At 69.4% G+C, this 22,558-nt stretch carries 20 protein-coding genes; 8 read left to right on the top strand and 12 right to left on the bottom strand.

Annotation, left to right across the window (positions count from 1 at the left end):
• Window positions 1-514: 514 nt before the first annotated feature.
• From BQ8420_RS11565 to metH, 3 genes are all read right to left on the bottom strand, one after another.
• On the bottom strand, window positions 515-1,024 hold the full coding sequence (locus tag BQ8420_RS11565) for a cellulose synthase (RefSeq protein ID WP_200815901.1): 510 nt from the start codon (window positions 1,022-1,024) through the stop codon (window positions 515-517).
• A gap of 149 nt (window positions 1,025-1,173) precedes the next feature.
• Entirely contained in the window at window positions 1,174-1,890 is a 717-nt protein-coding gene (locus BQ8420_RS11560) for an HAD family phosphatase (RefSeq protein WP_200815900.1), read from the bottom strand.
• 89 nt (window positions 1,891-1,979) lie between these two features.
• Entirely contained in the window at window positions 1,980-5,453 is a 3,474-nt protein-coding gene (gene metH / locus BQ8420_RS11555; RefSeq protein ID WP_087098232.1) for a methionine synthase, read from the bottom strand.
• 281 nt (window positions 5,454-5,734) lie between these two features.
• On the opposite strand from metH, the gene BQ8420_RS11550 reads away from it, so the two are divergent.
• Both BQ8420_RS11550 and BQ8420_RS11545 read left to right on the top strand, forming a co-directional pair.
• A complete protein-coding gene (locus tag BQ8420_RS11550; RefSeq protein ID WP_087098230.1) occupies window positions 5,735-6,574 on the top strand; it encodes a PAC2 family protein in 840 nt (279 codons plus the stop codon).
• A 252-nt stretch (window positions 6,575-6,826) separates the two neighbouring features.
• Complete coding sequence (locus tag BQ8420_RS11545) at window positions 6,827-7,978, top strand: glycosyltransferase family 4 protein (RefSeq protein WP_087098228.1); 1,152 nt, start codon at window positions 6,827-6,829, stop codon at window positions 7,976-7,978.
• A 383-nt stretch (window positions 7,979-8,361) separates the two neighbouring features.
• Here the strand turns inward: BQ8420_RS11545 and BQ8420_RS11540 are convergent, their stop codons facing one another.
• Window positions 8,362-8,787, bottom strand: a complete 426-nt coding sequence (locus BQ8420_RS11540; protein ID WP_087098226.1) for an ABATE domain-containing protein — start codon at window positions 8,785-8,787, stop codon at window positions 8,362-8,364.
• A 217-nt stretch (window positions 8,788-9,004) separates the two neighbouring features.
• Between BQ8420_RS11540 and BQ8420_RS11535 the strand changes: the two genes are divergently transcribed.
• Complete coding sequence (locus BQ8420_RS11535) at window positions 9,005-9,544, top strand: nitroreductase family deazaflavin-dependent oxidoreductase (RefSeq protein ID WP_087098224.1); 540 nt, start codon at window positions 9,005-9,007, stop codon at window positions 9,542-9,544.
• Between the two features lie 57 nt (window positions 9,545-9,601).
• Here the strand turns inward: BQ8420_RS11535 and mshC are convergent, their stop codons facing one another.
• From mshC to BQ8420_RS11520, 3 genes are all read right to left on the bottom strand, one after another.
• On the bottom strand, window positions 9,602-10,825 hold the full coding sequence (mshC, locus tag BQ8420_RS11530) for a cysteine--1-D-myo-inosityl 2-amino-2-deoxy-alpha-D-glucopyranoside ligase (protein ID WP_087098222.1): 1,224 nt from the start codon (window positions 10,823-10,825) through the stop codon (window positions 9,602-9,604).
• 98 nt (window positions 10,826-10,923) lie between these two features.
• Entirely contained in the window at window positions 10,924-11,115 is a 192-nt protein-coding gene (locus BQ8420_RS11525; RefSeq protein WP_087098220.1) for a hypothetical protein, read from the bottom strand.
• Between the two features lie 192 nt (window positions 11,116-11,307).
• Window positions 11,308-11,622 (bottom strand): hypothetical protein, encoded by a 315-nt coding sequence (locus tag BQ8420_RS11520; protein ID WP_087098218.1) that lies wholly within the window; start codon window positions 11,620-11,622, stop codon window positions 11,308-11,310.
• A 227-nt stretch (window positions 11,623-11,849) separates the two neighbouring features.
• On the opposite strand from BQ8420_RS11520, the gene BQ8420_RS33015 reads away from it, so the two are divergent.
• Window positions 11,850-11,975, top strand: a complete 126-nt coding sequence (locus BQ8420_RS33015; RefSeq protein ID WP_255404864.1) for a hypothetical protein — start codon at window positions 11,850-11,852, stop codon at window positions 11,973-11,975.
• Window positions 11,976-12,020: 45 nt separating this feature from the next.
• On the opposite strand, the gene BQ8420_RS11515 is transcribed toward BQ8420_RS33015, so the two are convergent.
• Window positions 12,021-12,851 (bottom strand): NRDE family protein, encoded by an 831-nt coding sequence (locus BQ8420_RS11515; protein ID WP_087098216.1) that lies wholly within the window; start codon window positions 12,849-12,851, stop codon window positions 12,021-12,023.
• 270 nt (window positions 12,852-13,121) lie between these two features.
• Here BQ8420_RS11515 and BQ8420_RS11510 point away from each other — a divergent pair, with 270 nt between their 5' ends.
• Together BQ8420_RS11510 and BQ8420_RS11505 are read left to right on the top strand one after the other, a co-directional pair.
• Window positions 13,122-15,683, top strand: a complete 2,562-nt coding sequence (locus BQ8420_RS11510) for an HAD-IC family P-type ATPase (protein WP_087098214.1) — start codon at window positions 13,122-13,124, stop codon at window positions 15,681-15,683.
• Window positions 15,684-15,826: 143 nt separating this feature from the next.
• Window positions 15,827-16,399, top strand: coding sequence for an NUDIX domain-containing protein (locus tag BQ8420_RS11505; protein WP_087098212.1), 573 nt, complete (start codon window positions 15,827-15,829; stop codon window positions 16,397-16,399).
• 44 nt (window positions 16,400-16,443) lie between these two features.
• On the opposite strand, the gene BQ8420_RS11500 is transcribed toward BQ8420_RS11505, so the two are convergent.
• Window positions 16,444-16,926 (bottom strand): GNAT family N-acetyltransferase, encoded by a 483-nt coding sequence (locus BQ8420_RS11500; RefSeq protein WP_087098210.1) that lies wholly within the window; start codon window positions 16,924-16,926, stop codon window positions 16,444-16,446.
• Between the two features lie 56 nt (window positions 16,927-16,982).
• On the opposite strand from BQ8420_RS11500, the gene BQ8420_RS11495 reads away from it, so the two are divergent.
• Complete coding sequence (locus BQ8420_RS11495; RefSeq protein ID WP_087098208.1) at window positions 16,983-17,471, top strand: nucleoside deaminase; 489 nt, start codon at window positions 16,983-16,985, stop codon at window positions 17,469-17,471.
• A gap of 182 nt (window positions 17,472-17,653) precedes the next feature.
• On the opposite strand, the gene BQ8420_RS11490 is transcribed toward BQ8420_RS11495, so the two are convergent.
• Window positions 17,654-18,211, bottom strand: coding sequence for an FxsA family protein (locus tag BQ8420_RS11490; protein ID WP_087098206.1), 558 nt, complete (start codon window positions 18,209-18,211; stop codon window positions 17,654-17,656).
• Between the two features lie 113 nt (window positions 18,212-18,324).
• The gene (gene lnt / locus BQ8420_RS11485; protein ID WP_087098204.1) at window positions 18,325-19,968 is read right to left on the bottom strand and encodes an apolipoprotein N-acyltransferase; all 1,644 of its coding nucleotides are present in this window, start codon (window positions 19,966-19,968) and stop codon (window positions 18,325-18,327) included.
• Between the two features lie 610 nt (window positions 19,969-20,578).
• Between lnt and BQ8420_RS11480 the strand changes: the two genes are divergently transcribed.
• The gene (locus tag BQ8420_RS11480) at window positions 20,579-21,799 is read left to right on the top strand and encodes an ABC transporter ATP-binding protein (RefSeq protein WP_087098202.1); all 1,221 of its coding nucleotides are present in this window, start codon (window positions 20,579-20,581) and stop codon (window positions 21,797-21,799) included.
• Between the two features lie 142 nt (window positions 21,800-21,941).
• On the opposite strand, the gene BQ8420_RS11475 is transcribed toward BQ8420_RS11480, so the two are convergent.
• A complete protein-coding gene (locus BQ8420_RS11475) occupies window positions 21,942-22,439 on the bottom strand; it encodes a TspO/MBR family protein (protein ID WP_087098200.1) in 498 nt (165 codons plus the stop codon).
• Between the last annotated feature and the right edge of the window lie 119 nt (window positions 22,440-22,558).

Raw genomic sequence — 22,558 nt, 5'->3', positions numbered from 1 at the left:
TGGGGCCGGTCGGTTCTCGACACTGGCTGGTTGGGCTTCGCGCCCGGCGGAGCGGGAGGATGACCCTCCCCGTCGGCGCGGGACCACGGGTCCTGGATCACTTCGTGATCTTGGACACCTAGTGGACCGTTTTGCCCTGGATGTTACACAACGACCAATTTACTCGCCTACGACGAGCCCGCCGTCCAAACCAAGCTCATGTGGCTCAATCGTAACCAAACCTAACAATGAACCTACACAGAGACTAAAGCACGCAAAGTGTGATCCATCAGACAACAGGGTCTGATCAGGGGCGATGCGTCATCGCGAACCCCCACACCATACGAGGAGGAGCACGAAGAAGGGAACTGATAGCGACGTACTATGCGAGATGCTATGAATCCGCGCGTAATCGGGCGGATTCGAAAAGTAAGGGACAACGAACGGGCAACGGCGGTCCCGCCGAAGCGAAACCGCCGTCGTCACGTCGGTACGACCGGCGCTCACCCCCTCCCGGGGTGCGCCGGATCACACGTCACTCGATGCCGTGCTTGCGCAGCAACGCCTCGATGTCGTCGAAGTTCTCGTCGCCGCCGCCGGACTTCTTCTGCTGGGGCGCCTTGACCTGACCGGCCGCGGGCGTCGCCGGCCCCGCGGCGGGAGCTCCCTGGCCCTCCGCGGGCGCGTCCCCGCCCTCAGGGGCCGCGGCCTTGCCTCCGGGCTGCTTCACACCGATCCCCCGCGCCTTCATGAACCCCGAGGCCACGTACAGGATCACCATCAGCGGCACCAGCGCCACACCGGCCCACACGATCGGGTTGAACACCAGACCGGCCAGTACGCCGAAGAGCCCGAGCACGAACTGCATGAGGACGTTCATCAGGCCGAGCAGAGCCGCCACCAGCGGGAGCATCGACCAGGCCAGGCCGCGCAACCCGAAGGCCAGGCCCTTGCGTCGCCACACGAAGAACGTGATGATCAGGCCCACCGCGGCGAGGGCGGCTCCCAGGGTGAGGCCGGACGTCAAAGTCAGTGTCTCAGGCATACGACCAGTCTCCCATCCCACGCCCGAGCACACATCCGGCTCTTCCCCTAGGGCGGGTCACCCACCGGGGGCACGGTGTGCACGGGCACGACTTCTCCCCGAACCCCCACGCTACCCGGCGCCCCACGAGCGTCCACGGCCCGGGAGTGTCAGCGGTCGGCGACCAACGACTCCAGCCACTCCAGGTCGACCCCGACCAGACTGTCGCGGAACACCACGCCCTCGCGGGGCGGGATCTCGATGTGGTTCGGGATCGCGATGGTGACGCACCCGGCGTCGGCCGCCGAGGTCATCCCCACCACCGAGTCCTCCACGGCCACGCAACGTCTCGGGTCCACACCCAGGCGACGTGCCGCCCTGAGGTAGGGGTCGGGGTGCGGCTTGTTGGCCTCCACCTCGTCACCGGCCACCGAATCGTCGAAGCTCTCCAGGCCGATCCCGCCGATGGCGGTGGCCACCAGCTCTCGTTCGGTGGAGGTCACCAACGCCACGGGCACCCCCGCCCGCGACAGCATGGTCACCAGTTCCTTGGCGCCGGGCCGCAGCTCCGCGCCCTGTTCCAGCTTGACGCGGAAGCGGTCGTAGAGCCGGTCGGCGACCTGTCTCGGGGTGAGGTCGGCCCCGGTCAGCTCGATGATGTAGCGCCCCACCGGGCCGGCCGCGTTACCCACGTTGGCGAGGTGGTCCTTCTCGGTCCACACCCCGCCCAGTTCGGCGACGAGCTCCGCCTCCGACTCGTTCCACAGGTGTTCGCTCTCGATAAGGGTGCCGTCCATGTCCAGCAGGACCGCTTGCAGGCGGCGGCCGGACTCCAGGGCGGAGCCGTCACGGGTGGTCTCGGAGGGTTCGGAACTCACAGTACTCATTGACTCATCTCGACTCGTGGCCGTCGGACCCGGCATGGGAAAAGGCCCCACCGACGCCGGAGCGCCGGTGGGGCCTCACCTTGATCCGGTCAGACGTTGAAGTATGTCGCCTCGGGGTGATGAATGACGATCGCGTCGGTGGCCTGTTCGGGAACAAGCTGGTACTCCTCGGACAACGTCACCCCCACCCGCTCCGGCTCCAGCAGCTTGGTGATCTTGGCGCGGTCCTCCAGGGAGGGGCAGGCCCCGTAACCCAGGGAGAACCGGGCGCCCCGGTAACCGAGCTTGAAGAAGGCGTCCAGCTCGGCCGGGTCCTCCCCCGCGAAGCCCAGCTCCGCGCGGACCCGGGTGTGCCAGTACTCGGCCAGCGCCTCGGTCAGCTGCACCGACAAGCCGTGCAGCTCCAGGTAGTCGCGGTAGGCGTTCTTCTCGAACAGCTCCGCGGTGGCCCGGCTGATCGCCGAGCCGACCGTCACCACCTGGAAGGACACCACGTCCAACTCCCCCGACTCCTTGGGCCGGAAGAAGTCCGACAGGCACAGGTGCCGGTCACGACGCTGACGCGGGAACGTGAAGCGGGTGCGTTCGGTGACCCCGTCCTCGTCGAGCACGACCAGGTCATCACCCTCGCTGTAGCAAGGATAGTGCCCGTGCACGACCGCGGCCTCCAGCAGGCCCTCGGTCTGCATGCGGTCCAGCCACATCCGCATGCGCGGCCGGCCCTCGGTCTCCACCAACTCCTCGTAGGTGGGGCCGTTGCCACCGCGGGAGGCCTTGAGGCCCCATTGGCCCATGAAGATGGCACGCTCGTCGACGAAGGAGGCGTAGTCGGCCAGCGGGATGCCCTTGCTGATGCGGTCGCCCCAGAACGGCGGCTCGGGCACCCTGTTGGTGGTCGACACGTCGCTTCGAGCGGGCATGTCCTCGGGTTCGGTCACCTTGAGGGTGGCGCCCCGCTTGACCCTGCGCTGTCGCAGTTCGGGGAGCTTGGCACCCTCCTCCCCACGCTTGACCGCCATGATGGTGTCCATCAGACGCAGACCCTCGAAGGCGTCCTTGGCGTAGCGGACCTCACCGCCGAACATCTCGGCCAGGTCCTGCTCGACGTAGGAACGGGTGAGCGCGGCACCGCCCAGCAGCACGGGGAAGTTCTCCGACATCCCCCGGGAGTTCATTTCCTCCAGGTTCTCCTTCATCACCACCGTGGACTTGACGAGCAGACCCGACATCCCGATGACATCGGCCCGCTTCTCCTCGGCGGCCTCCAGGATCGCCGTCACGGGCTGCTTGATGCCGAGGTTGACGACCTCGTAGCCGTTGTTGGACAGGATGATGTCGACGAGGTTCTTGCCGATGTCGTGGACGTCGCCCTTGACGGTGGCGAGCACGATGCGGCCCTTGCCGTCGTCGTCGGTCTTCTCCATGTGCGGTTCGAGGTGAGCCACGGCCGACTTCATGACCTCGGCGGACTTGAGGACGAACGGCAGCTGCATCTGGCCGGAGCCGAACAGCTCACCGACGGTCTTCATGCCCGACAGGAGGGTGTCGTTGACGATGGCGAGGGCGGGACGCTCGGTCAGCGCCTCGTCCAGGTCGGCCTCGATGCCGGTGAGCTCGCCGTCGATGATGCGACGTTCCAGGCGCTCCCACAACGGCAGCGCGGCCAGCTCCTCGGCCCGGGAGGCCCTCATCGACTTGGCGTCCACCCCGGTGAACATGTCGATGAAGATCGACAGCGGGTCGTAGTCGCCCTCGCGCCGGTCGTAGATCATGTCGAGGGCGACCTTGAGCTGGTCCTCCGGGATCTGGTTGATCGGGAGGATCTTGGAGGCGTGCACGATCGCCGAGTCCAGCCCCGCCTGGACCGCCTCGTGCAGGAACGCCGAGTTCAGCACGATGCGGGCCGCCGGGTTGACGCCGAAGGACAGGTTGGACAGCCCCAGGGTCGTCTGCACATCCGGGTAGCGACGCTTGAGCTCACGGATGGCGTCGAGGGTCTCGATCCCGTCCCGACGGGTCTCCTCCTGCCCTGTGGTGATGGGGAAGGTGAGGCAGTCGATGACGATGTCACCGGTGCGCATCCCCCACTCGCCGGTGAGCTGTTCGATGAGGCGCGTGGCCACCCGCACCTTGTGCTCGGAGGTGCGGGCCTGACCCTCCTCGTCGATGCACAGGCCGACCACGGCGGCGCCGTGCTCGGAGGCCAGCGCCATGATGCGGTCGAAACGGGTACCGGGACCCTCGCCGTCCTCGTAGTTGACGGAGTTGATCACCGCGCGACCGCCCAGAGCCTCCAGCCCTGCCTCCAGGACCGGCGGCTCGGTGGAGTCGAGCATGAGCGGCAGGGTGGAGGCGGTGGCGAAGCGGGAGGCGAGCTCACGCATGTCGGCGACGCCGTCACGACCCACGTAGTCGATGTTGAGGTCGAGGATGTGGGCGCCGTCGCGGATCTGGTCGCGGGCCGACTCCACGCACTGGTCCCAGTCCTCGGCCAGCATGGCCTCGCGGAACTTCTTGGAACCGTTGGCGTTGGTGCGCTCGCCCACGGCCAGGTAGCTGGCGTCCTGGCGGAAGGGGACGCTCTGGTAGAGCGAGGAGACCGAGGGTTCCACCAAGGGCTTGCGGTTCTTGATACCGCGGCCCTGGACCCGCTCCACTACCTGGCGCAGGTGCTCGGGGGTGGTACCGCAGCAGCCACCGACCAGGCTGAGACCGAACTCGGAGGTGAAGGTGTCGTGGGCGTCGGTCAGCGCCTCCGGCGAGAGGTTGTAGACCGCCCCGTTGGGCCCCAGCTCCGGTAGGCCGGCATTGGGCATGCAGGAGATGGGGATGGCGGAGTGGTGGGACAGATAGCGCAGGTGCTCGCTCATCTCGGCCGGGCCGGTGGAGCAGTTGAGCCCGATGACGTCGATGCCCAGTGGTTCCAGTGAGGTCAGCGCGGCACCGATCTCCGAACCCATGAGCATGGTGCCGCTGGTCTCGATGCTGACCTGGGCGATGATCGGGATGTCCTTGCCCAGGGCCTTGCGGGCCCGTTTGGCGCCCACCACCGCGGCCTTGACCTGCAACAGGTCCTGGCAGGTCTCGATGAGGATGGCGTCCGCGCCACCGTCGATGAGGCCTCGCCCGGCCTGTTCGTAGTAGTCGCGCAGCAGCGCGTAGGGGTTGTGTCCCAGGGTCGGCAGTCGTGTTCCGGGGCCGACGGAACCCAGCACGTAGCGGGGCTGGTCGGCGGTGGAGTACTCGTCGGCGGTCTCACGGGCGATACGGGCGCCCGCTTCGGCGACCTCGTAGGTACGGTCCTGGATCCCGTACTCGATCAGTCCGCCGTAGTTGGCGGAGAAGGTGTTGGTCTCGACGCAGTCGGACCCGACCTCGAAGAAGGCGGCGTGGGTTTCCCGGATGATGTCCGGCCGGGTGAAGTTCAGGATGTCATTGCAACCCTCGTGCCCCTCGAACTGGTCGAGGTCGAGATCGTGCGCCTGCAACATGGTGCCCATCGCCCCGTCCGCAACGACCACGCGCTGGGACAGTGCTTCACGGAATGTCCGTCGATCTCTCATATCGGCAACTCTAATCTCGGGGCATCGTGGAACCCTGGTGAGTCGCTCGTGACGAACGGCACCGGCGGGGACCACGACGCACGACAGTGGAAGCGGCCTGGGACATCGGTGTCCTGGTCAGTCGCTGGTGCCGAGGCTACCCCATCGACTGTTTCGCCACGTGAGACAGGCGTCCCAAAGTCAGGCGTCTGAGCACGCCCCGTGGTGCCCGCGGATCAGTTTCCCGGTTCTGGCACCACCCCATAGGGTGGGACGCGTCCACGTTCAGGAAGGGGCCGTGCATGATCCAGCTCGACCGAGAGCTCGTCGAGCCTGTGATGGTGGCGGCGTTCGAGGGGTGGAACGACGCCGGCGAAGCTGCGAGCCTCGCCGTGGAACATCTGTCCGAGCAATGGGACGCCCGCGAACTGTGCGCCCTGGCCCCGGACGACTACTACGACTTCCAGGTCACCCGGCCGCGCATGTCCATGATCGACGGTCGGCTGAGCGAGGTCGAGTGGCCCACCACCCGGGTGAGTGTGGTCCGCCCACCCGACTCGCGCCGCGACGTGGTCCTGGTGACCGGCCCCGAACCCAACGTCCGATGGCGTTCCTACGCCGCCGACCTGTTGGCGATCGCCCGTGAACTGGGCGTGCGGCGCGCGGTGCTGTTGGGTTCGCTGTTGGCCGACGCCCCGCACACCCGCCCCGTCCCCGTGACGGGCATGTCCTCCCCGCAGCAGCTGGGCGAGCGCCACGGCATGGAGGCCTCCACCTACTCCGGCCCCACCGGCATCGTGGGCGTGGTGCACGAGGGTTTCAGCACCGCGGGCATCGAGACCGTGTCGCTGTGGTCGGCCATCCCCCACTACGTGGCCCAGCCCCCGTGCCCGAAGGCGACCATGGCGTTGCTGGGCTGGGTGCAGGAGTTCACCGGGGCTCAGGTGCCGCTCGGCGAACTGCCGGAGGAGTCGGTCAGGTGGGAGTCCGGGGTCGACGACCTGACCTCCGAGGACGAGGACATCGCCGCCTACGTGCGCGGCCTGGAGGAAGCGAAGGACACCGTGGAGCTCCCCGAAGCCTCCGGTGACGCCATCGCTCAGGCGTTCGAACACTACCTGCGCCGCCGCGACGACGACTGAGGCCGGCCCGCTCCGATGGTGAGCGGCGACACGCCGGCCCCGGCCTCACCGTTACGCATATTTTAGCCCCGAGACGATACGTTCCGAAGACACGGCTCGCGGACCGGAGGTGACGCGAGTGGGGTGTCCGTCGCGCCGGGGGGATCGACGGACCGTCCCCTCACCCGCCATGCCCCGACGGCGCCGCCTCCGGTTGGCCGGACCGATCATCCCTTCCTTCCGCGCGGGGAGGGAACGGGGGGTACAACACAGATGAGAATCGCCTTCGTCATCGCCAACGGCTATGCCATGGGCGGCACGGTACGGACCGTGTACAACCTCGCCCGCGGGCTGTCCGAGCGGCACGAGGTCGAGATCGTCAGCATGGCTCGCAGGCGTCGGGCGCCTTTCTTCACGCTGCCCGACGGGGTACGGCTGTGGCCCCTGCACGATCACACCACCGAGGAACCGACCCTCGGTTCCTTCGCCCGTCGACGCTGGACCCGGCGTGTGCGTTCGGTCGTTCCCGAGTCCGAACTGAACCGGAACCAGAACTACACTCCCGAAGCCGTGGCCGGTCTGCACCGTTTCCTGCGCACCACCGACGCGGACGTGGTGATCGGGACCCGTCCGGGTATCAACCTGCTGATGGCCGCTTGGGCGCCCAAGCGGCTGAGCCTCATCGGGCAGGAACACCTCAACCTGAACGAGCACAAACCAGACCTGGTCAAGGCGATCGAGCGGTACTACCGGAACCTGGACGGGCTGAGCGTGCTCACCGAGTCCGACCGGGACGCCTACCGTCGGCTACTGCGGCGCGACGGCGACTTCCTCACCGTGATCCCCAACGCCGTGGATCCGGGCGAGCCGGCCCGGTCCACCCTGGATGAGCCCGTGATCGCCGCCGCGGGACGGCTGTCCCCGGTCAAGCAGTACCCGAAGCTGGTCCAGGCGTTCAGCCAGGTGGTCGCCGAGCACCCCGAGTGGAGCCTGCGCATCTACGGAAGCGGGGACAGGGCCGCCAAGATCGAGGAGGCCGCCCGCAAACACGGGGTCCAGGACAACGTCACGCTCATGGGGCAGACCCGTGATCTGACCGCGGAACTGTCCAAGGCGTCGATCCTGGGGGTCAGCTCCAAGGTGGAGGGCTTCGGGATGACCATCGTGGAGGCCTTCTCCGTGGGGCTGCCGGTGGTGAGCTTCGACTGCCCGCACGGTCCCGGGGAGATCATCGAGCACGGACGCACGGGGTTGCTCGTCCCGGCGCAGGACACCGAGGCGTTGGGACGGTCACTGTTGCGCCTGGTGGAGGACCGCAAGGAGCGCCACTACATGGGCGCCCACGCCCTGGAGGCCTCCTCCCGCTACCAGTTGGACGCGATCATCCCCCGCTGGGAGTCCTTCCTGGAACACCACAGCGCCTGAGCCCGCACCATCGACCGGGGACAGAAGGGCACCGCCTTGCGCACCACGGGGCGGTGCCCGTTCGGCTCCGAAGAGGGTGAACGCCGTCGGCCGCCAGGCCGCCCGTTGAGGGTGGTGGCGGGCGACGAAGAGGGCGAACACCGTCGGCCGCCAGGCCGCCCGTTGAGGGTGGTGGCGGGCGACGAAGAGGGCGAACACCGTCGGCCGCCAGGCCGCCCGTTGAGGGTGGTGGCGGGCGACGAAGAGGGCGAACACCGTCGGCCGCCAGGCCGCCCGTTGAGGGTGGTGGCGGGCGACGAAGAGGGCGAGCACCGTCGGCCGCCAGGCCGCCCGTTGAGGGTGGTGGCGGGCGACGGGTGGGCAGAGGCCCTGAAAAACTCTGTCTAGAGGCGCATGCGGCGCCACTCGTCGGTGGCCAGGACCGTGGCCCAGGCCCCCGCGATGCGGGACAGGCCGCGGCGGACCTCGTCGACCACGGCCGGGGCCAGCGGCGACTCGGAGTGTTCGGTGGGTTCGAGGCGAACGGTGACGCGCAGCCCGTCCAGGACCTTCTGCGCCCGGGCCAGGGTCTCCGGGTCGGGGGTGGTGTCACGGTCGAGCAGGGCGCGGATCCCGTCGCGCAGGGTGAGGGTCTCTTCCAGGTCGGCGAGGGTGATGGGGATGGCGCCCTCGGTGACCAGGCGGTGTTCGCGCAGGAAGCGGGCGAGGTCGGCCCGGTCGGTGAGGCGGCCACCAGTGGAGACGAAGTCCGCGATGAGTTCCGCCGCGGCGCTGGGCCGCGTGGGGGTGCTGGTCGTGGTCGTGGTCATGCGCGACATCCCATCACGCAGGACCGACCTTTGGGGGCGTTTTGGCCAGGCAGTGGCCACAGGTGGACACGACAAACCACCACCGACCCACACATATCGAACTTGGATCCTTGTCGTCATAGCGTCGGCGAGGTCCCGCCGCCGGCGTGGCATCCGTGCCACGACGTCCACGCCTCACTACCATCGGGCCGTTCCGACCCCCGGCACAGGAGGTTCCATGACCCATCCGCTACCGGCGCACGAGCCGTCACCACCCGACACCCCTCTGGGGCGGTCCCTACTGCGCACCCCGATCTGGCTGTACCGGCTCGGGCTGGGCGACCTGTTGGGCGACCATTTCGTCCTGCTCACCCACCGGGGCCGGACCACCGGCGAACCCCGGCAGGCGGTCTTGGAGGTCCTGGACACCAACACCGTGACCGGGGCGATCCTGGTGGCCTCGGGGTTCGGGGACCGTGCGCAGTGGTTCCGCAACATCCTGCGCGAGCCGCGGGTGTTGTTCCAGGTGGGGCGGGAACGACGGCGCGGCACCGCGGTGCCGCTGCCGGCACGGGAGTCGGGTCGGGTGCTGACGCACCAGGCGCAGAAGCACCCGGAGGCGGTCGATGCGCTCATGCGGGCCCTGGGGCACGACGTCGACGGGGACCCGCACCTGTACGAACGGCTGAGCGCCGACCACCACCACGGCGTCCCGGTGGTGCGGTTGCTGCCCGAGCAGCCCCCGGGGCCACGTTTTCCGAGCGACTCCGCGTCCTGAGGTCCAGCGGCCGAGACCGAGTCCCCGTGCCCGCCGTGGCGGCGGGCACGGACCGGATCAGAGCTTGACGCCCAGGAGGGTGTCGACGGTGGCGCGCACCAAAGCGGGGGCGCCGGTGTCGGTGCCTCCCTCGGTCAGTGCGGCGGTGGCCCAGGTGTCCACCGCGGCCAGGGCCGACGGCGAGTCCAGGTCTTCGGCCAAGGCGGCACGCACCGCGGCGAGCACGGGGGCGGCGTCGGGGGCCGCGCTCAGGGCGAAGGCGGACCGCCAGCGCTCGGCGCGTTCGGTGGCGACGGGCAGTTCGACATCGGTCCAATCCCACGCGGCGCGGTAGTGGTGGCCGAGCATGGCCAGGCGGATGACGGCCGGGTCCACGCCCTGCTTCCGCAGCTTGGAGACGAACACGAGGTTGCCCAACGACTTGGACATCTTCTCGCCGTTCAGGCCGACCATGCCCACGTGCAGGTGGTTGTGGGCGTTGGGGCCGCCGGTGACGCAGCGGGTCTCGGCCGCGCCCATCTCGTGGTGCGGGAAGATCAGGTCGTTGCCGCCGCCGTTGATGTCGAAGCCCGGGCCCAGCCGGTCCAGGGCGATGGCGCTGCACTCGATGTGCCAACCGGGTCGGCCGCGGCCCAACGGGCTGTCCCAGGCGGGTTCGCCGGGACGCTCGGCCTTCCACAGCAACCAGTCGAGGGGGTCCTTCTTGTCGGAGCGCTGCGGGTCACCGCCGCGCTGCCCGAACAGCTCCAGCATCTCCGCGCGGTCCAGGTTGCCGATCTCACCGAACTCGGACGCCTTCGCGACGGAGAAGTACAGGTCGCCGTCGATTTCGTAGGCGGCGCCGCTCTCCCGGATGCGCACGGCGAGTTCACTGATGAGGTCGACCGATTCCACCACACCGACATAGGAGGTCGGCGGAATGATCGACAGAGCGGCCATGTCCTCGCGGAAGACGTCGATCTCGCGGTGGGCGAGGTCCTGCCAGTCCATTCCGGTGGCCTCGGCGCGCTCCAGGAGCGGATCGTCGATGTCGGTGGTGTTCTGGACGTAGTTCACGTCGTGCCCGGCGTCCCGCCAGACCCGGTTGACCAGGTCGAACGTCAGGTACGTGAAGGCATGGCCCAGATGAGCGGCGTCGTAGGGGGTGATCCCGCAGGCGTACACACCCGCGGTGGGACCCGGTGCGGTCGTCCGTATCCGCCCGCTCGCGGTGTCGTGGATACGCAGGGGGCCGCCGGTACCCGGCAGAGGGACGATGTCAGGCACAGACCATGAACGCATGAGGGCAGACTATCCGCACGTGCCCGCGACGAAAGCACCGATATCGGGTGGGTCCGCGGGTGATCATCACCGCAGACCACAGGGGAATACCTCGGCCCTCACCGCGGATGGGCGGCGAAGGGAAAGGATCCGCGACCGATGAGGAGAGCGCTCAGGACGGCGGTGGCGCCGCAGGCCGCGGCGAGGACCTCGTTCCCCAATCGCCAGTGCAGCAGTGCCCCGCTGACGGAGACGACGTACAGCAACCAGTACGCACCCGACTCCAGATAGTGACCACCACGGTCGGCCATAGACACCCCCAACCTGTCGGCTCGCGCCGCGACGGCCGTTCGGACCGTCTCACAGAAAGACGCCTCGTCCACACCGACGGTTTACGCGAGCCTTAGGTCATGGCTCACAGCCCCTCCGGCCGCCCGCGCCCGGCGGCCGGAATCAGGGCCGGCCTGGGGGCGGTCCCGGGCCGGGGCGAAACCCTGGAAACCCTAGGGGTGGGCCGCCAGTTGCAGGTCGAGGAGGTCGAGGTCCTCCGAGGCCGGGAACCCGGGGTCGTCCATCATCACGCGCAGTCGCCTGCGGACCGGCTTGGCCCGAGACCGCTCGGTCACCGGCTCGGCGGCCAGACGTCCCGTCCCGGAGCGGATCCCGGTGGGGGTGCGCATGCTCCAGCAGCTGTTGTCGGCGGCCAGGAGCAGGCCGACGGTGCCGTCGTCGTACACCCGAACCCACTGTCCCACCAGTTCGGCGGGGTCGCCCATGGGACGCAGGGCGGAAGCGGAGACGGGGCGGGCGCTCATCATGGCTTGTTCCTCGAGAAGTGATCGGCGTTGACTGCTGTCTCAGAGGAGACTCTCCCGCACCTCACCTATGACGCGCTTTCGGAAAACTTCTACGAGAAAGATTCTCCTACCCGTCGACCCGGGCATGACGTCCCGCGATCGGTCGACCACCACGGGCCTGCGAAGCGTCACCTGTGGTTCCGCGACGGAACGTGACCGGTCTTCTTGGGATAGGGCATAATACGGCCATGGAAGACACTTTCACCCCCTTCAAGACCGGCGATGACCAGCGTTTTCGGTCCAACGCCCTGCTCGCGATCATCGCTTTCGTGACCGTGACCGTCACGGTGGCGGGGTTCTTCCTGGTCCTCTGACCGGGTGGAGCTCCGACGGGGTCCGCGCCGCGGACGTGCCCGATGTCAGGTCGGGACCATCCGCCAGGCCTCCGGCCGCGCCGGATCGTCGGTGAAGGCGTACCGCACCCCGTCCCGGGCCAAGGCCAGCAGGGTGACCGATCCGGTCCCCCATACCTGGCCGTCGCCCAGGTCCGCGTGGGCGACGAGCCCCGACGGGTCGCCCTGGTCCGGCCCCACACCGGGTGTCCTCGGCTTGGCGTGGGCGGCCTCGGTGATCAGCTCCGGCCATTCCCCCCAGATCCGCCGGACGGCCTCCCCGCCCGTGTCCGTAACGGGGGTGTCGGGTGCGGCAAGGTCGGGATCGGGGCGGGCCCGAGCGAACTCCGGCGTGTGCCGGGCGGCGCGCGGATCGGCCGGATCCAGCCCCGTGTTGACGATCGTGGTCACCCCCGTGGGCAACAAGCGGGTGTCCAGACAACGCCCGTCCCAGCTGCGCAGCGTCGCCTGACGCGCGTCGGCGTTCAGCAGGTGGAAGGGCGCGTACCGGGTCGGGTCCTCCCCCTCCAACGGGTCACGCACGCCCCTCGGGTCACGCGCCTGGCGTGCGAGCGCGCGCAACGGCAGGTCGCCTCGGCTCGCCGGGTAGGCGCCCTCCCAGGGCATGCGACCGTCCCAGGGCCACCCGTTGAGGAGCGCCGCCGTCCGCGGCCCGGTGGGATCGACGGCCAGCCAGGTCCCGCCGGCGAGCCGATCACGACCGCCGATCAGCGTGGGACGCTCGGGCCAGTGGTGGTCGGGCCCGTCCCAAGGGCGCGCCCGCATCTCGTCCCGCAACGCGGCCACGACCAACGGCGTGGTGGCGTCCGGGTCGAACCCGACGATGACGGTGCACATCCATCCCCCTGAGGTCGTCGGTTCCAGGACGGCCCTGGAAACCTCCGTTGGTGATCCCCTCGCGGCTCCGGTAGCACGCGATCCCCTCATCCGGGTGGAGTGCGTCCCCCCGGGATCGGGTGGTCGACTTTAGCGCTTTCCCACTCGGACTCTTCTACTCTGGGTGCTTCCAGGCTTGTTCTTGTTGACAGAGGGACCGTTGGGACGGGGGCGCCCCAGACGACGCCGCCGCGGTCCCTTCCTCCTTCCTTGTCCGACCAGGAGCCACGCGTGCCCGAAGAAGCAGACCGGACCGGCCGGGGCCCGGCCTCCACGGTGACCGACCCGGGGCCCTCCCCCGGCCTGACCGGGCCACCGCCGGAGTCCGGACTCTCCCGTCAGGAGGTCGCCGAACGCGTGGCCACCGGGCGGACCAACGACGTTCCGGTCCGGGCCGGCCGCAGTGTCGGCCAGATCATCCGCGGCAACGTCTTCACCCGCATCAACGCGATGATCGCGGTGCTGTTCGCCATCATCGCGGTGATCGGTCCCGTTCAGGACGGCCTGTTCGCCCTGGTCATCGTGATCAACACGTTCATCGGCATCGTCCAGGAGCTGCGGGCCAAACGGACCCTGGACAAGCTCGCCATCGTCAACGCCGCCCGCCCTCGGGTGGTCCGCGACGGGGCGACGATCCGCGTGTCCACCCAGGAGATCGTCCTCGACGAGGTCCTGGAGGTCGGAGTCGGCGACCAGATCGTCGTGGACGGCGAGGTGACCTGGGCCGGTGGGCTGGAGGTCGACGAGTCGCTGCTGACCGGTGAGGCCGACCCGGTGCTCAAGCAGCCGGGCGACACGGTGATGTCGGGCAGCTTCGTGGTGGCGGGCACGGGCCGGTTCCGGGCGACCAAGGTGGGGCGCCACGCCTACGCCGTGCGGCTGGCCGAGGAGGCGAGCCGGTTCTCCCTGGTGCATTCGGAGCTGCGTTCGGGGATCGACCTGATCCTGCGGTGGATCACCTTCGCGCTGTTCCCGATCGGCGCCCTGCTGATCTACAGCCAGCTGTTCATGGGCGGTCACGTCACCCTGGACGCCGAACCCGTCAGCGGTGGGATCTCCGGACCGCTGGCCGACGCCCTGCGCAGCATGGTGGCGGCGTTGGTGTCCATGATCCCCGAGGGGCTCATCCTGCTCACCAGCATCGCGTTCGCCGTCGGTGTGATCCGGCTGGGTCGACACAAGTGTCTGGTGCAGGAACTGCCCGCGGTCGAAGGGCTGGCCCGGGTCGACGTGGTGTGCACCGACAAGACGGGCACGTTGACCGAGGTCGGGATGAAGCTGGCCGAGATCCGCGACCTGGGCGGCGGCGCCCCCGAGGCCGACGGCCCGTCCGGTTCGGCTCCCACCCTCGTGTTGGCGGCGCTGGCGGACACCGACCCCGATCCCAACCCCAGCATGGCCGCGATCGCCGAAGGCCTCACCGCCCAGGGGCGGCCGGCCCCGGGGTGGACCGTGACGGCGCTGGCCCCGTTCTCCTCCGCGCGCAAGTGGAGCGGCGCGAGCCTGCTCACCCCCGCCGGGGAGGAGCACTGGGTGCTGGGCGCGGCCGACGTTCTGGCCCCGGCGGCCTCCCCCGCCGCGGCCGAGGCCGCCCGGTTGGGCGCCCAGGGACTTCGGGTGCTGCTGCTGGCCCGGGCCTCGGTGCGGGTCGACGACGACCTCGCCCCGGGCACCGTGCGGTCGGTGGCTCTCGTGATCCTGGATCAGCGGGTGCGCGCGGACGCCGGGCCGACGCTGGACTACTTCGCCGACCAGGGTGTGGACGTCAAGATCGTCTCCGGTGACCACGCCGCCTCTGTGGGCGCCGTTGGCCGTGAACTCTCCTTGCCGGGGGCCGAGCATCCGGTGGACGCGCGGGACCTTCCCGAGGACGCCGAGGCGCTCTCGCGCGAGGTGGAGGCCGCTTCGTCGTTCGGTCGGGTGAGCCCAGAACGCAAGCGGGACATGGTGCGCGGACTGCGCGACCGCGGGCACACGGTGGCCATGACCGGTGACGGCGTCAACGACGTGCTCGCGCTCAAGGAGGCCGACATCGGGGTGGCGATGGGCGCGGGCAGCCCGGCGTCGCGTTCGGTGGCCCAACTGGTGTTGTTGGACGACCGGTTCGCGGTGCTGCCGAAGGTGGTGGCCGAGGGGCGTCGAGTGATCGGCAACATCGAACGGGTGGCGAGCCTGTTCCTGACCAAGACGGTGTACACGATGACGTTGGCGATCATCGTGGGTCTGTTGGCGGTGGCCTACCCCTTCTTCCCCCGGCACGCCACCCTGATCAACGCGGTGACGTTCGGTATCCCCTCGTTCTTCCTTGCCTTGGCGCCCAACACCGACATCGTCCGACCGGGATTCGTGCTGCGTACGCTGCGCCTGGCGATCCCGTCGGGGATGGTGGCGGGGTTCGCGGCGGTGACGACGTACCTGTTGGTGTTGGGCGGCCGCACGGTGCCCGATCCCTCCGACCGCACCGCCGTGGTGATCACGTTGTGCGCGACGACGCTGTGGGTGCTGCTGTTGGTGGCCAAGCCCTACGTGTGGTGGAAGGTCGCGCTGGTCGGCTCCATGGTGGGGTTGTTGACGTTGGCCATGGTGACGCCGTGGGGCCGGTGGTTCTTCGATCTGGACGTGAGCGACCCCGCCAAGGTCCTCACCGGGTTGGCCGTGGCCGGGGTGGCGATCGTGGCGATCACGGTGATCCGGGTGGTGGACGATCGGATGATGGTGAGGTCTCAGGCCGCGGCCGACGCGAAGGCCGCGGCGGAGGACGAGGCCGCGCGGGAACGCACTCCGGCTTCCTGACCATCGCTTCGAGGGCCCGTGACCGTTCGGTCGCGGGCCCTTTTCCATGCCTGACCTGGCCTTTGATCAGCGTGGGAACTGTTCACCCACCGCTCCAGCCGCCATCCTGGACGCGCCACGCGCATGGAAGGACTGGAGCGACTTTGAGCATCCCGAACACACATATCCGCGCCGTGCTGGACGGTTATCTGGAGCGTTTCCCCAAGGAGGTCGACACGGCCGCCCCCCTGATGAGATCTCTGGCCGAGGGCCACGAGACGGGCTCACCCCAGGGGTTCGGTGTCGGGCACGTGACCGCGGGCGCCGTGGTCCTGGACCCGTGCTGGCGGGTGCTGATGGTACGGGAGGACACCCGGGGGACGTGGGTGTTGCCGGGAGGCCCCATCACCGAGACCGACGAGGCCCTGCACGAGGCCGCGCGGGCACGGTTGGCGGAGGCGACGGGTCTGGCCGCCGATCAGGTGGAGGAGGCCTCTGACGTCCTACCGCTCGACCTGGACCTGAACCCGGTGCCGGGCTCTCACGATCTCGTCGGCCCCGGGCACCGGCACTTCACCTTCCGGTACCTGTACCGGGCGACCGCAGCGACGGTCCCGGCCGGTTCGGGCGCCTTCGGTGACCTGGCCTGGCGTCCGCACACCGATGTGCCCTCGGCCCGTCTGGCGGCGAAGATCTCCCAGGCCCTGGCCACCGACCGCGAGACCGTCGGAGTCTGACCCCGAGGCCCCGGCGGCCACCCTGGGGTGGCCGCCGGCCGCGATCAGATGTTCTTGAAGTAGCGGACGATGGGCAACGGGGTGAAACCGGCCTTGGCGTAGGTGGCGCGCGCCGCCGCGTGTCCGTGGTCGCCACCGGTCTCGACCATCGCGACCGTCATGCCCTCGCCCCGCATGTGCTCGGTGGCGAAGTCGGTCAGGGCCGACCCCACGCCCCGGCCCTGCCGCTCGGGGTCGACCCCGAGCATGTGGATCTCCCCGGACCGCTCCTGGTGGTCGAGTTTGACGGTGACGAACCCGGCGACCCGGTCCTGGACCACGGCCACCCACACGCCGACCTCCTCGGAGTCCAGGTCGGCCCGGACGTCCCGGCTCTGGGTCGCGCGCCAGTCACCGACGAGTCTGCCGTAGAGCGATTCCCCCAGAACCTGGGCCATGGAGGTGTGACCGGGCCCCCAGGCGCGCAGGGAGAGGGCCACGACGGCCTCGCGGTCGTCGGCGCTGTACGGTCGGATGCTGATGTCCATGCGAGCAACCTAACTTCGCTCGCATCCACCGACAACGAGGTTTTCCGGGGGCGTACATGGTGAACGAGACCGACCTGCGGCATCTGGAGCGCGCGGTGGAACTGGCCGCCGAGGCGCTGGACAAGGGAGACGAGCCCTTCGGTTCCGTCCTGGTGTCGGCCGCCGGCGAGGTGTTGTTCGAGGACCACAACCACGTCGCCGGGGGCGACCGAACGCAGCACCCGGAGTTCGCGATCGCCCGGTGGGCGGCACGGAACCTGACCCCCGAGGAGAGCGCGGCGGCGACCGTGTACACGTCCGGGGAGCACTGCCCGATGTGCTCGGCGGCGCACGCCTGGGTGGGGCTGGGCCGGATCGTGTACGCGAGTTCGTCCGCACAGCTGACGGGGTGGCTGACGGAGTGGGCCCTGCCCATCGGTCCGGTGCGCCCGCTGCCGGTGACCGAGGTCGCCCCGGGAGTGCCCGTGGACGGTCCCGTGGAGTCCCTCGCCGACCGGGTCCGCACCCTACAGGGCCGCTTCCACGGTCGGATCCGACCCGAGTGAGAACGGCCGCGCTCCCCCGCTCCTCTCGGGTGGGGTGGACGCACCGTTCCCTGCCTCTCGTGGTCTCTTCGGGGAGGCTGCCCGGTTCCGGTGCGGACCGATGCCATGGGAGGGCGAAGAAGTACATGACGAGGCCCGCCGTGGGTGTTCCGCGGCGGGCCTCGGTGGTTCGTGGGGCGGGTTCAGTCCTTGTCGTCGGGCTCGAAGTGGCCCTTGATGACGCGACCGCCCTGGGCCGGACGCTCGGTGCCCGGGTCGGGCCTCCCCGAAGGCCCGCCCGGGGTGAAGTTCGGACCGAAGGGGCCGCCCTGCCCGGGGACGTTGACGCCTCGGGCGGCGAACTCCTCCTGCATCCGCTCCTGTGTCTTGGCCATCCGACGCCTGGCCCAGCCGGCGAACACCCAGCGCAGGGCCGGGCGGGTCACCGGGGTGACCATCAGGATGCCCAGGGCGGCGGTGAGGAAGCCCGGGACGACGAGCAGGATTCCACCGGCCATGAGCATGAGGGGGTCCAGCAGCCCCTTGCGCGGCTGCTCCCCGGTGCGCATGGCCTCGTCGGCCTGTTGGACGACCTCGCGGAAGGCGCGACCGGTGTGGCGCAGCACGGCCACGCCCAGGATCATCAGCGAGACCAGCGCGGCCAGGGTCCACGGCACACCGATCTGGCCACCGACGACGATCATCAGCCAGACTTCCAGAAACGGCAGGGCCATCAACGCCAGCACCGTCAGCAGCGGCATCGCGAAACCATCCTCAAGGGTCGTGGTCCGGGATCGTTGGTCTCCCTGTCCAGAAGAACGTTCCCCCGGGGTGAATGGTTCCCCGGATCGGGGTCCCCATCACCGTGGGACGTTCAGGACCGGGCGCGGCGGGCGATCACCGTGGCGGCGATGACGGCGCCCAGACCCAGAGCGGACAGGAGCGCTTCGGGGAGCGCTCCGAGGCGGGTGGCGACGGTGGGCCCGTCCATGGCGGTGAGTTCGGCGACGTGGATGTCGGGCTCGGCCTCGGGCGAGCGGTAGTCCACGGTGCCGTCCGGTGCGATCATGGCGCTGACACCGCTGGTGGAGACCACCACGGCGTGCCGGCCGTGTTCGACGGCGCGCAGTTGCGTTATGGCCAACTGCTGGTCGGTCTGGCCGGTGAAGTTGTAGTTGGCGTTGTTGGTGGGGATCACGATGATCTGACCCCCGGCGGCCACGGAGTCGCGCACGGGCGGATCGAAGGCCACGTCGAAGCAGATGCCCACGGCCAGGGTCGTACCGGCGATGTCCAGGGCGCCGGGTTCGTCGCCGGGGACGGCGTCGGAGCTCACCTGATCCAGCCGGGAGACGAACTGTGTGAAGAAGTCGCGGTAGGGGACGTACTCGCCGAACGGGACGAGGTAGCGCTTGTCGTAGTGCTCGCCGGGCCCGGTCTCCTCGTCCCACACCACGCTCTGCACGTGGCGGGTGCCGTCGTCGTTGAAGCGGCTCATGCCCCACAGCAGGGGGACGCCGACGTCGGTGGCGGCCTCGTCGATGATTTCGGCGGCCTCCGGGTCGCGGAAGGGGTCGATGTCGCTGGCGTTCTCCGGCAGCACCACCATGTCGGGTTCGGGGTACTCACCGGCTCGGACCGAGTCGGCGAGTTCGTGGACGCCGTCGGCGTGGTTGCGCAGTACCTGCATGCGCTCGCCCAGGATGGACATCTCACCGACATTGGGGACGTTGCCCTGGACCATTCCGACGTTGACGGTGTCGGCGGGAGCGGGACGGCCGATGGCGGGGGCCACCAGGCCGCCCAGGACGATCACCGCACTCGTGGCCAGCCCCAAGGCGGGCAGCAGGACACGGGCACGGCCGCGAGCCACCACGGCGCGCAGGACGGTCCACACGAGCATGGCGCCGGTGAGGGCGACGGCGAAGGTCACCAGGGGCGAGGAGCCCAGGGCGGCGTAGCCGACGAAGGGTGTGTCGGGCTGGGCGAAGGCGAGCTTGCCCCAAGGGAAGCCGCCGAGGGGCCAGCGGGCGCGTACGGCCTCCTGGGCCACCCACAGGGCGGCGGTCCACAGCGGCCAGTAGGGCAGTCGGGCGACGACGGCCAGACCGATGGCCATGGGGAGGAAGTAGAGGGTCTCGGCGCCGGCGATGGCCAGCCACACGTCGGTACCGAAGATGTCCTGCCAGCTCACCAGCGGGACCATGAGGGTGGCGCCGGCCAGGAGTCCCAGCCAGGCGGCGCGACGAGGTCGCGTGCCACCGACCGCGAGCAGGAGCAGAGCGGCGCTGAGCGGCCCGAGCCACCACAGGCCGTAGGGCGGGAGCGCCAGGAGTTGGGCCAGACCGGAACCTCCGGCGGCCAGGGCCCGCCAGAGCGGGTCCAGACGTCCCCAGCGGTACCCCGGGGACAGGGGGGACCATGTGGTCGCCTCCGTCCTCTTCTCCGGAGCGATGGTGTCCGGTGAGGATCTGTCGGGGTTCGGGGCGGTGCCCGATCCCGTTTGCTCGGCAACCACGTGGGGTGCTCGCTTTCCGCTGGCCGTCGAGGGTCTGCGGTCAGCATATTGGGGGGGACGCGAAAAAGGCCCGAGCCACCCTTCGGACCGGCTCCGTCCCGTCGGCGGCGAGCTCGGAAGACCGTTGTCTACTGGATGTTCGGGCCTTTTCCGGGTCCAACCCCCCGCCCGGTCGCGATGCACCGCCCTCATCCGATCCCAACCGCACCTGGCGCGTGGTGCAGCGTCCAATCGGACGAGCGGGGGCCGCACAACCGGTCCGTCCAGTGCTGGACTGGTCGTTAGGTTACCCAGACTCCCCGACCTGTTGTCTCAAGCCGGCCACCGTGTCGTGGTCGCCGTTTCGAGTGACGGGAGGGGGAGTAAGTGATGAACCGTCGGACAGGCTAACGCACCTGGGGCCGACACGCCAGCGGACCATGGATGGTGTGAACATGACCGCAATCGGATCGAAACCACGCTTCCTATAGACATTCCGATCATGATCCTGTCTGATGTGATCAACAAAAGGGCCCGCTTCGATCAACTTCGAACATCGGGCCGGCACGGGGGGTCAACGGCCACGTGATCCCCGCACCATTGGATACGCCACACCGAGCAGGAGAATGCCATGGCGGAGATCGTCCTTGAGGGCATGGACAAGATCTACGGCGGCGACGTCAAGGCCGTCGACGACCTGAACCTTCGGATCGAGGACGGCGAGTTCATGGTGCTCGTCGGCCCCTCCGGTTGCGGTAAGTCCACCGCGCTGCGCATGATCGCCGGCCTGGAGGAGATCTCCGCCGGCACCCTGGTCATCGGCGACGAGATCGTCAACGACCGCCCGCCGAAGGACCGCGACATCGCGATGGTCTTCCAGAACTACGCGCTCTACCCGCACATGAGCGTCGAGCAGAACCTCGCCTTCGGTCTGAAGCTGCGCAAGGTCGCCAAGACCGAGATCGCCCGCCGTGTCGCCGACGCCGCCGAGATGCTCGGCCTGGAGCCCTACCTCAAGCGCAAGCCGGGCGCCCTCTCCGGTGGTCAGCGCCAGCGTGTGGCCATGGGTCGCGCCATCGTGCGCGAGCCGCGCGCCTTCCTCATGGACGAGCCGCTGTCCAACCTGGACGCGAAGCTGCGCGTGCAGATGCGCGCCTCCCTCAACCAGCTCCACGAGCGCCTCGGTGTCACCACCGTGTACGTCACCCACGACCAGATCGAGGCGATGACCCTCGGCGACCGGGTCGCGGTGCTGCGCGACGGCCGGCTCCAGCAGGTCGACACCCCCAAGCGTCTGTTCGACTCCCCCGTCAACCTGTTCGTGGCGGGCTTCATCGGTTCCCCCTCGATGAACTTCGTCAACGCCGAGTTCGAGCGTGACGGCGAAGGCGCGGCGCTGGTGTTCGCCGACCACAAGCTGCCCGTCTCCGAATCGCTCATGGAGGCCCGCCCGGGCCTGAAGGAGTACCTGGGCCGGTCGCTGATCCTGGGCATCCGTCCCTCGGACTTCAGCGATGCCGAGTTCGAGAGCAACGACGCCCCGCGCCTGGAGGTCACCGCGAACGTCACCGAGGAGCTGGGCACCGAGATCAACGTGATCTTCGGTATCGACGCCCCGCCGGTGCGCCACGAGGACGCCACCGCCCTGGCCAAGGACGCCGCCGGCGACGACGAGGACAGCGCCGAGGCCGCCCTGCCCCTGGGCGACAACCGCTCGCAGTTCACCGCCCGTGTGAGCCCGCGCAGCAAGGTCAAGCCGGGCAGCGTCATCAGCCTGTCGGTCGACGTCAGCCAGCTGCACTTCTTCGACCAGGTCAGCGGTCTGGCCATCGGGCACCCCGACAACGTCTGAGACCACCCGTGCCGATGAACGGCACGGAAGACACGAGTGCACGGCCGGTGCCCCGATCCTCCGGGGGCACCGGCCGTAGTGCTTTTCAGGGCCTCCGCCGGCGCTTCGGCCCACCCGTCGCCCTCGACGGGCCGACCCAGCGCTAGTTGAGCAGTCGGATGGCGAGGGTGAGCGCGGCGGCGAACAGGACCCACACCAGGTAGGGGACGAACAGCCACACCGCCACCGTGCTGTGCCGCCGCGCGGCCCAGGCGGTGAGGGCCACCACCACAGCCAACAGCGAGATGTCGACCAGTGCCAGGCCGATCAGACCGAACCCGAAGAACAGCGGGGTCCAAGCGGCGTTCAGCAACAGTTGGGTGGCGTACAGGGTGAGGAAGACCGCCGATCCGTCGGCGCCGGCCGCCCGCCACACCAGCCAACCCGCGACGGCGATCAGGACGTAGAGCCCGATCCACACCGGGCTGAACAGCCATGAGGGCGGAGCCCAGGCCGGGAGTTCCAGAGTGGCGTAGATGTCACCGGATTCGGCTGCGGCCGCGCCTCCGACCAGTGCGGTGGCCAGCACCGCGGCGGCGAAACAGGCGGCTGCCACCACGGATCCTGTAGTGGTGGGCTCCGACGGGGTCTTGCGCTCCATGGGTTCCTTCCCGAAGCGGGGGGCGACCTTCCTCGATCATTCTCGTGTGGACTTCCCCCGGAGTCGGGGGGGGGGGGGGGGGGGGGGGGGGGGGGGGGGGGGGGGGGGGGGGGGGGGGG

The organism is Nocardiopsis sp. JB363, from assembly GCF_900143625.1.
GTDB lineage: Bacteria > Actinomycetota > Actinomycetes > Streptosporangiales > Streptosporangiaceae > Nocardiopsis.
The sequence above is the reverse complement of the archived record's forward strand: the minus strand, read 5'-3'. Positions and strand labels throughout refer to the sequence as shown.

Bases quoted from the DNA above. Each gene is read 5' to 3' on its own strand.
- BQ8420_RS11565 (WP_200815901.1), bottom strand. From the start codon at position 1,024: ATGCCTGAGACACTGACTTTGACGTCCGGCCTCACCCTGGGAGCCGCC.
- BQ8420_RS11560 (WP_200815900.1), bottom strand. From the start codon at position 1,890: ATGAGTACTGTGAGTTCCGAACCCTCCGAGACCACCCGTGACGGCTCC.
- metH (WP_087098232.1), bottom strand. From the start codon at position 5,453: ATGAGAGATCGACGGACATTCCGTGAAGCACTGTCCCAGCGCGTGGTC.
- BQ8420_RS11550 (WP_087098230.1), top strand. From the start codon at position 5,735: ATGATCCAGCTCGACCGAGAGCTCGTCGAGCCTGTGATGGTGGCGGCG.
- BQ8420_RS11545 (WP_087098228.1), top strand. From the start codon at position 6,827: ATGAGAATCGCCTTCGTCATCGCCAACGGCTATGCCATGGGCGGCACG.
- BQ8420_RS11540 (WP_087098226.1), bottom strand. From the start codon at position 8,787: ATGACCACGACCACGACCAGCACCCCCACGCGGCCCAGCGCCGCGGCG.
- BQ8420_RS11535 (WP_087098224.1), top strand. From the start codon at position 9,005: ATGACCCATCCGCTACCGGCGCACGAGCCGTCACCACCCGACACCCCT.
- mshC (WP_087098222.1), bottom strand. From the start codon at position 10,825: ATGCGTTCATGGTCTGTGCCTGACATCGTCCCTCTGCCGGGTACCGGC.
- BQ8420_RS11525 (WP_087098220.1), bottom strand. From the start codon at position 11,115: ATGGCCGACCGTGGTGGTCACTATCTGGAGTCGGGTGCGTACTGGTTG.
- BQ8420_RS11520 (WP_087098218.1), bottom strand. From the start codon at position 11,622: ATGATGAGCGCCCGCCCCGTCTCCGCTTCCGCCCTGCGTCCCATGGGC.
- BQ8420_RS33015 (WP_255404864.1), top strand. From the start codon at position 11,850: ATGGAAGACACTTTCACCCCCTTCAAGACCGGCGATGACCAGCGTTTT.
- BQ8420_RS11515 (WP_087098216.1), bottom strand. From the start codon at position 12,851: ATGTGCACCGTCATCGTCGGGTTCGACCCGGACGCCACCACGCCGTTG.
- BQ8420_RS11500 (WP_087098210.1), bottom strand. From the start codon at position 16,926: ATGGACATCAGCATCCGACCGTACAGCGCCGACGACCGCGAGGCCGTC.
- BQ8420_RS11495 (WP_087098208.1), top strand. From the start codon at position 16,983: ATGGTGAACGAGACCGACCTGCGGCATCTGGAGCGCGCGGTGGAACTG.
- BQ8420_RS11490 (WP_087098206.1), bottom strand. From the start codon at position 18,211: ATGCCGCTGCTGACGGTGCTGGCGTTGATGGCCCTGCCGTTTCTGGAA.
- BQ8420_RS11480 (WP_087098202.1), top strand. From the start codon at position 20,579: ATGGCGGAGATCGTCCTTGAGGGCATGGACAAGATCTACGGCGGCGAC.
- BQ8420_RS11475 (WP_087098200.1), bottom strand. From the start codon at position 22,439: ATGGAGCGCAAGACCCCGTCGGAGCCCACCACTACAGGATCCGTGGTG.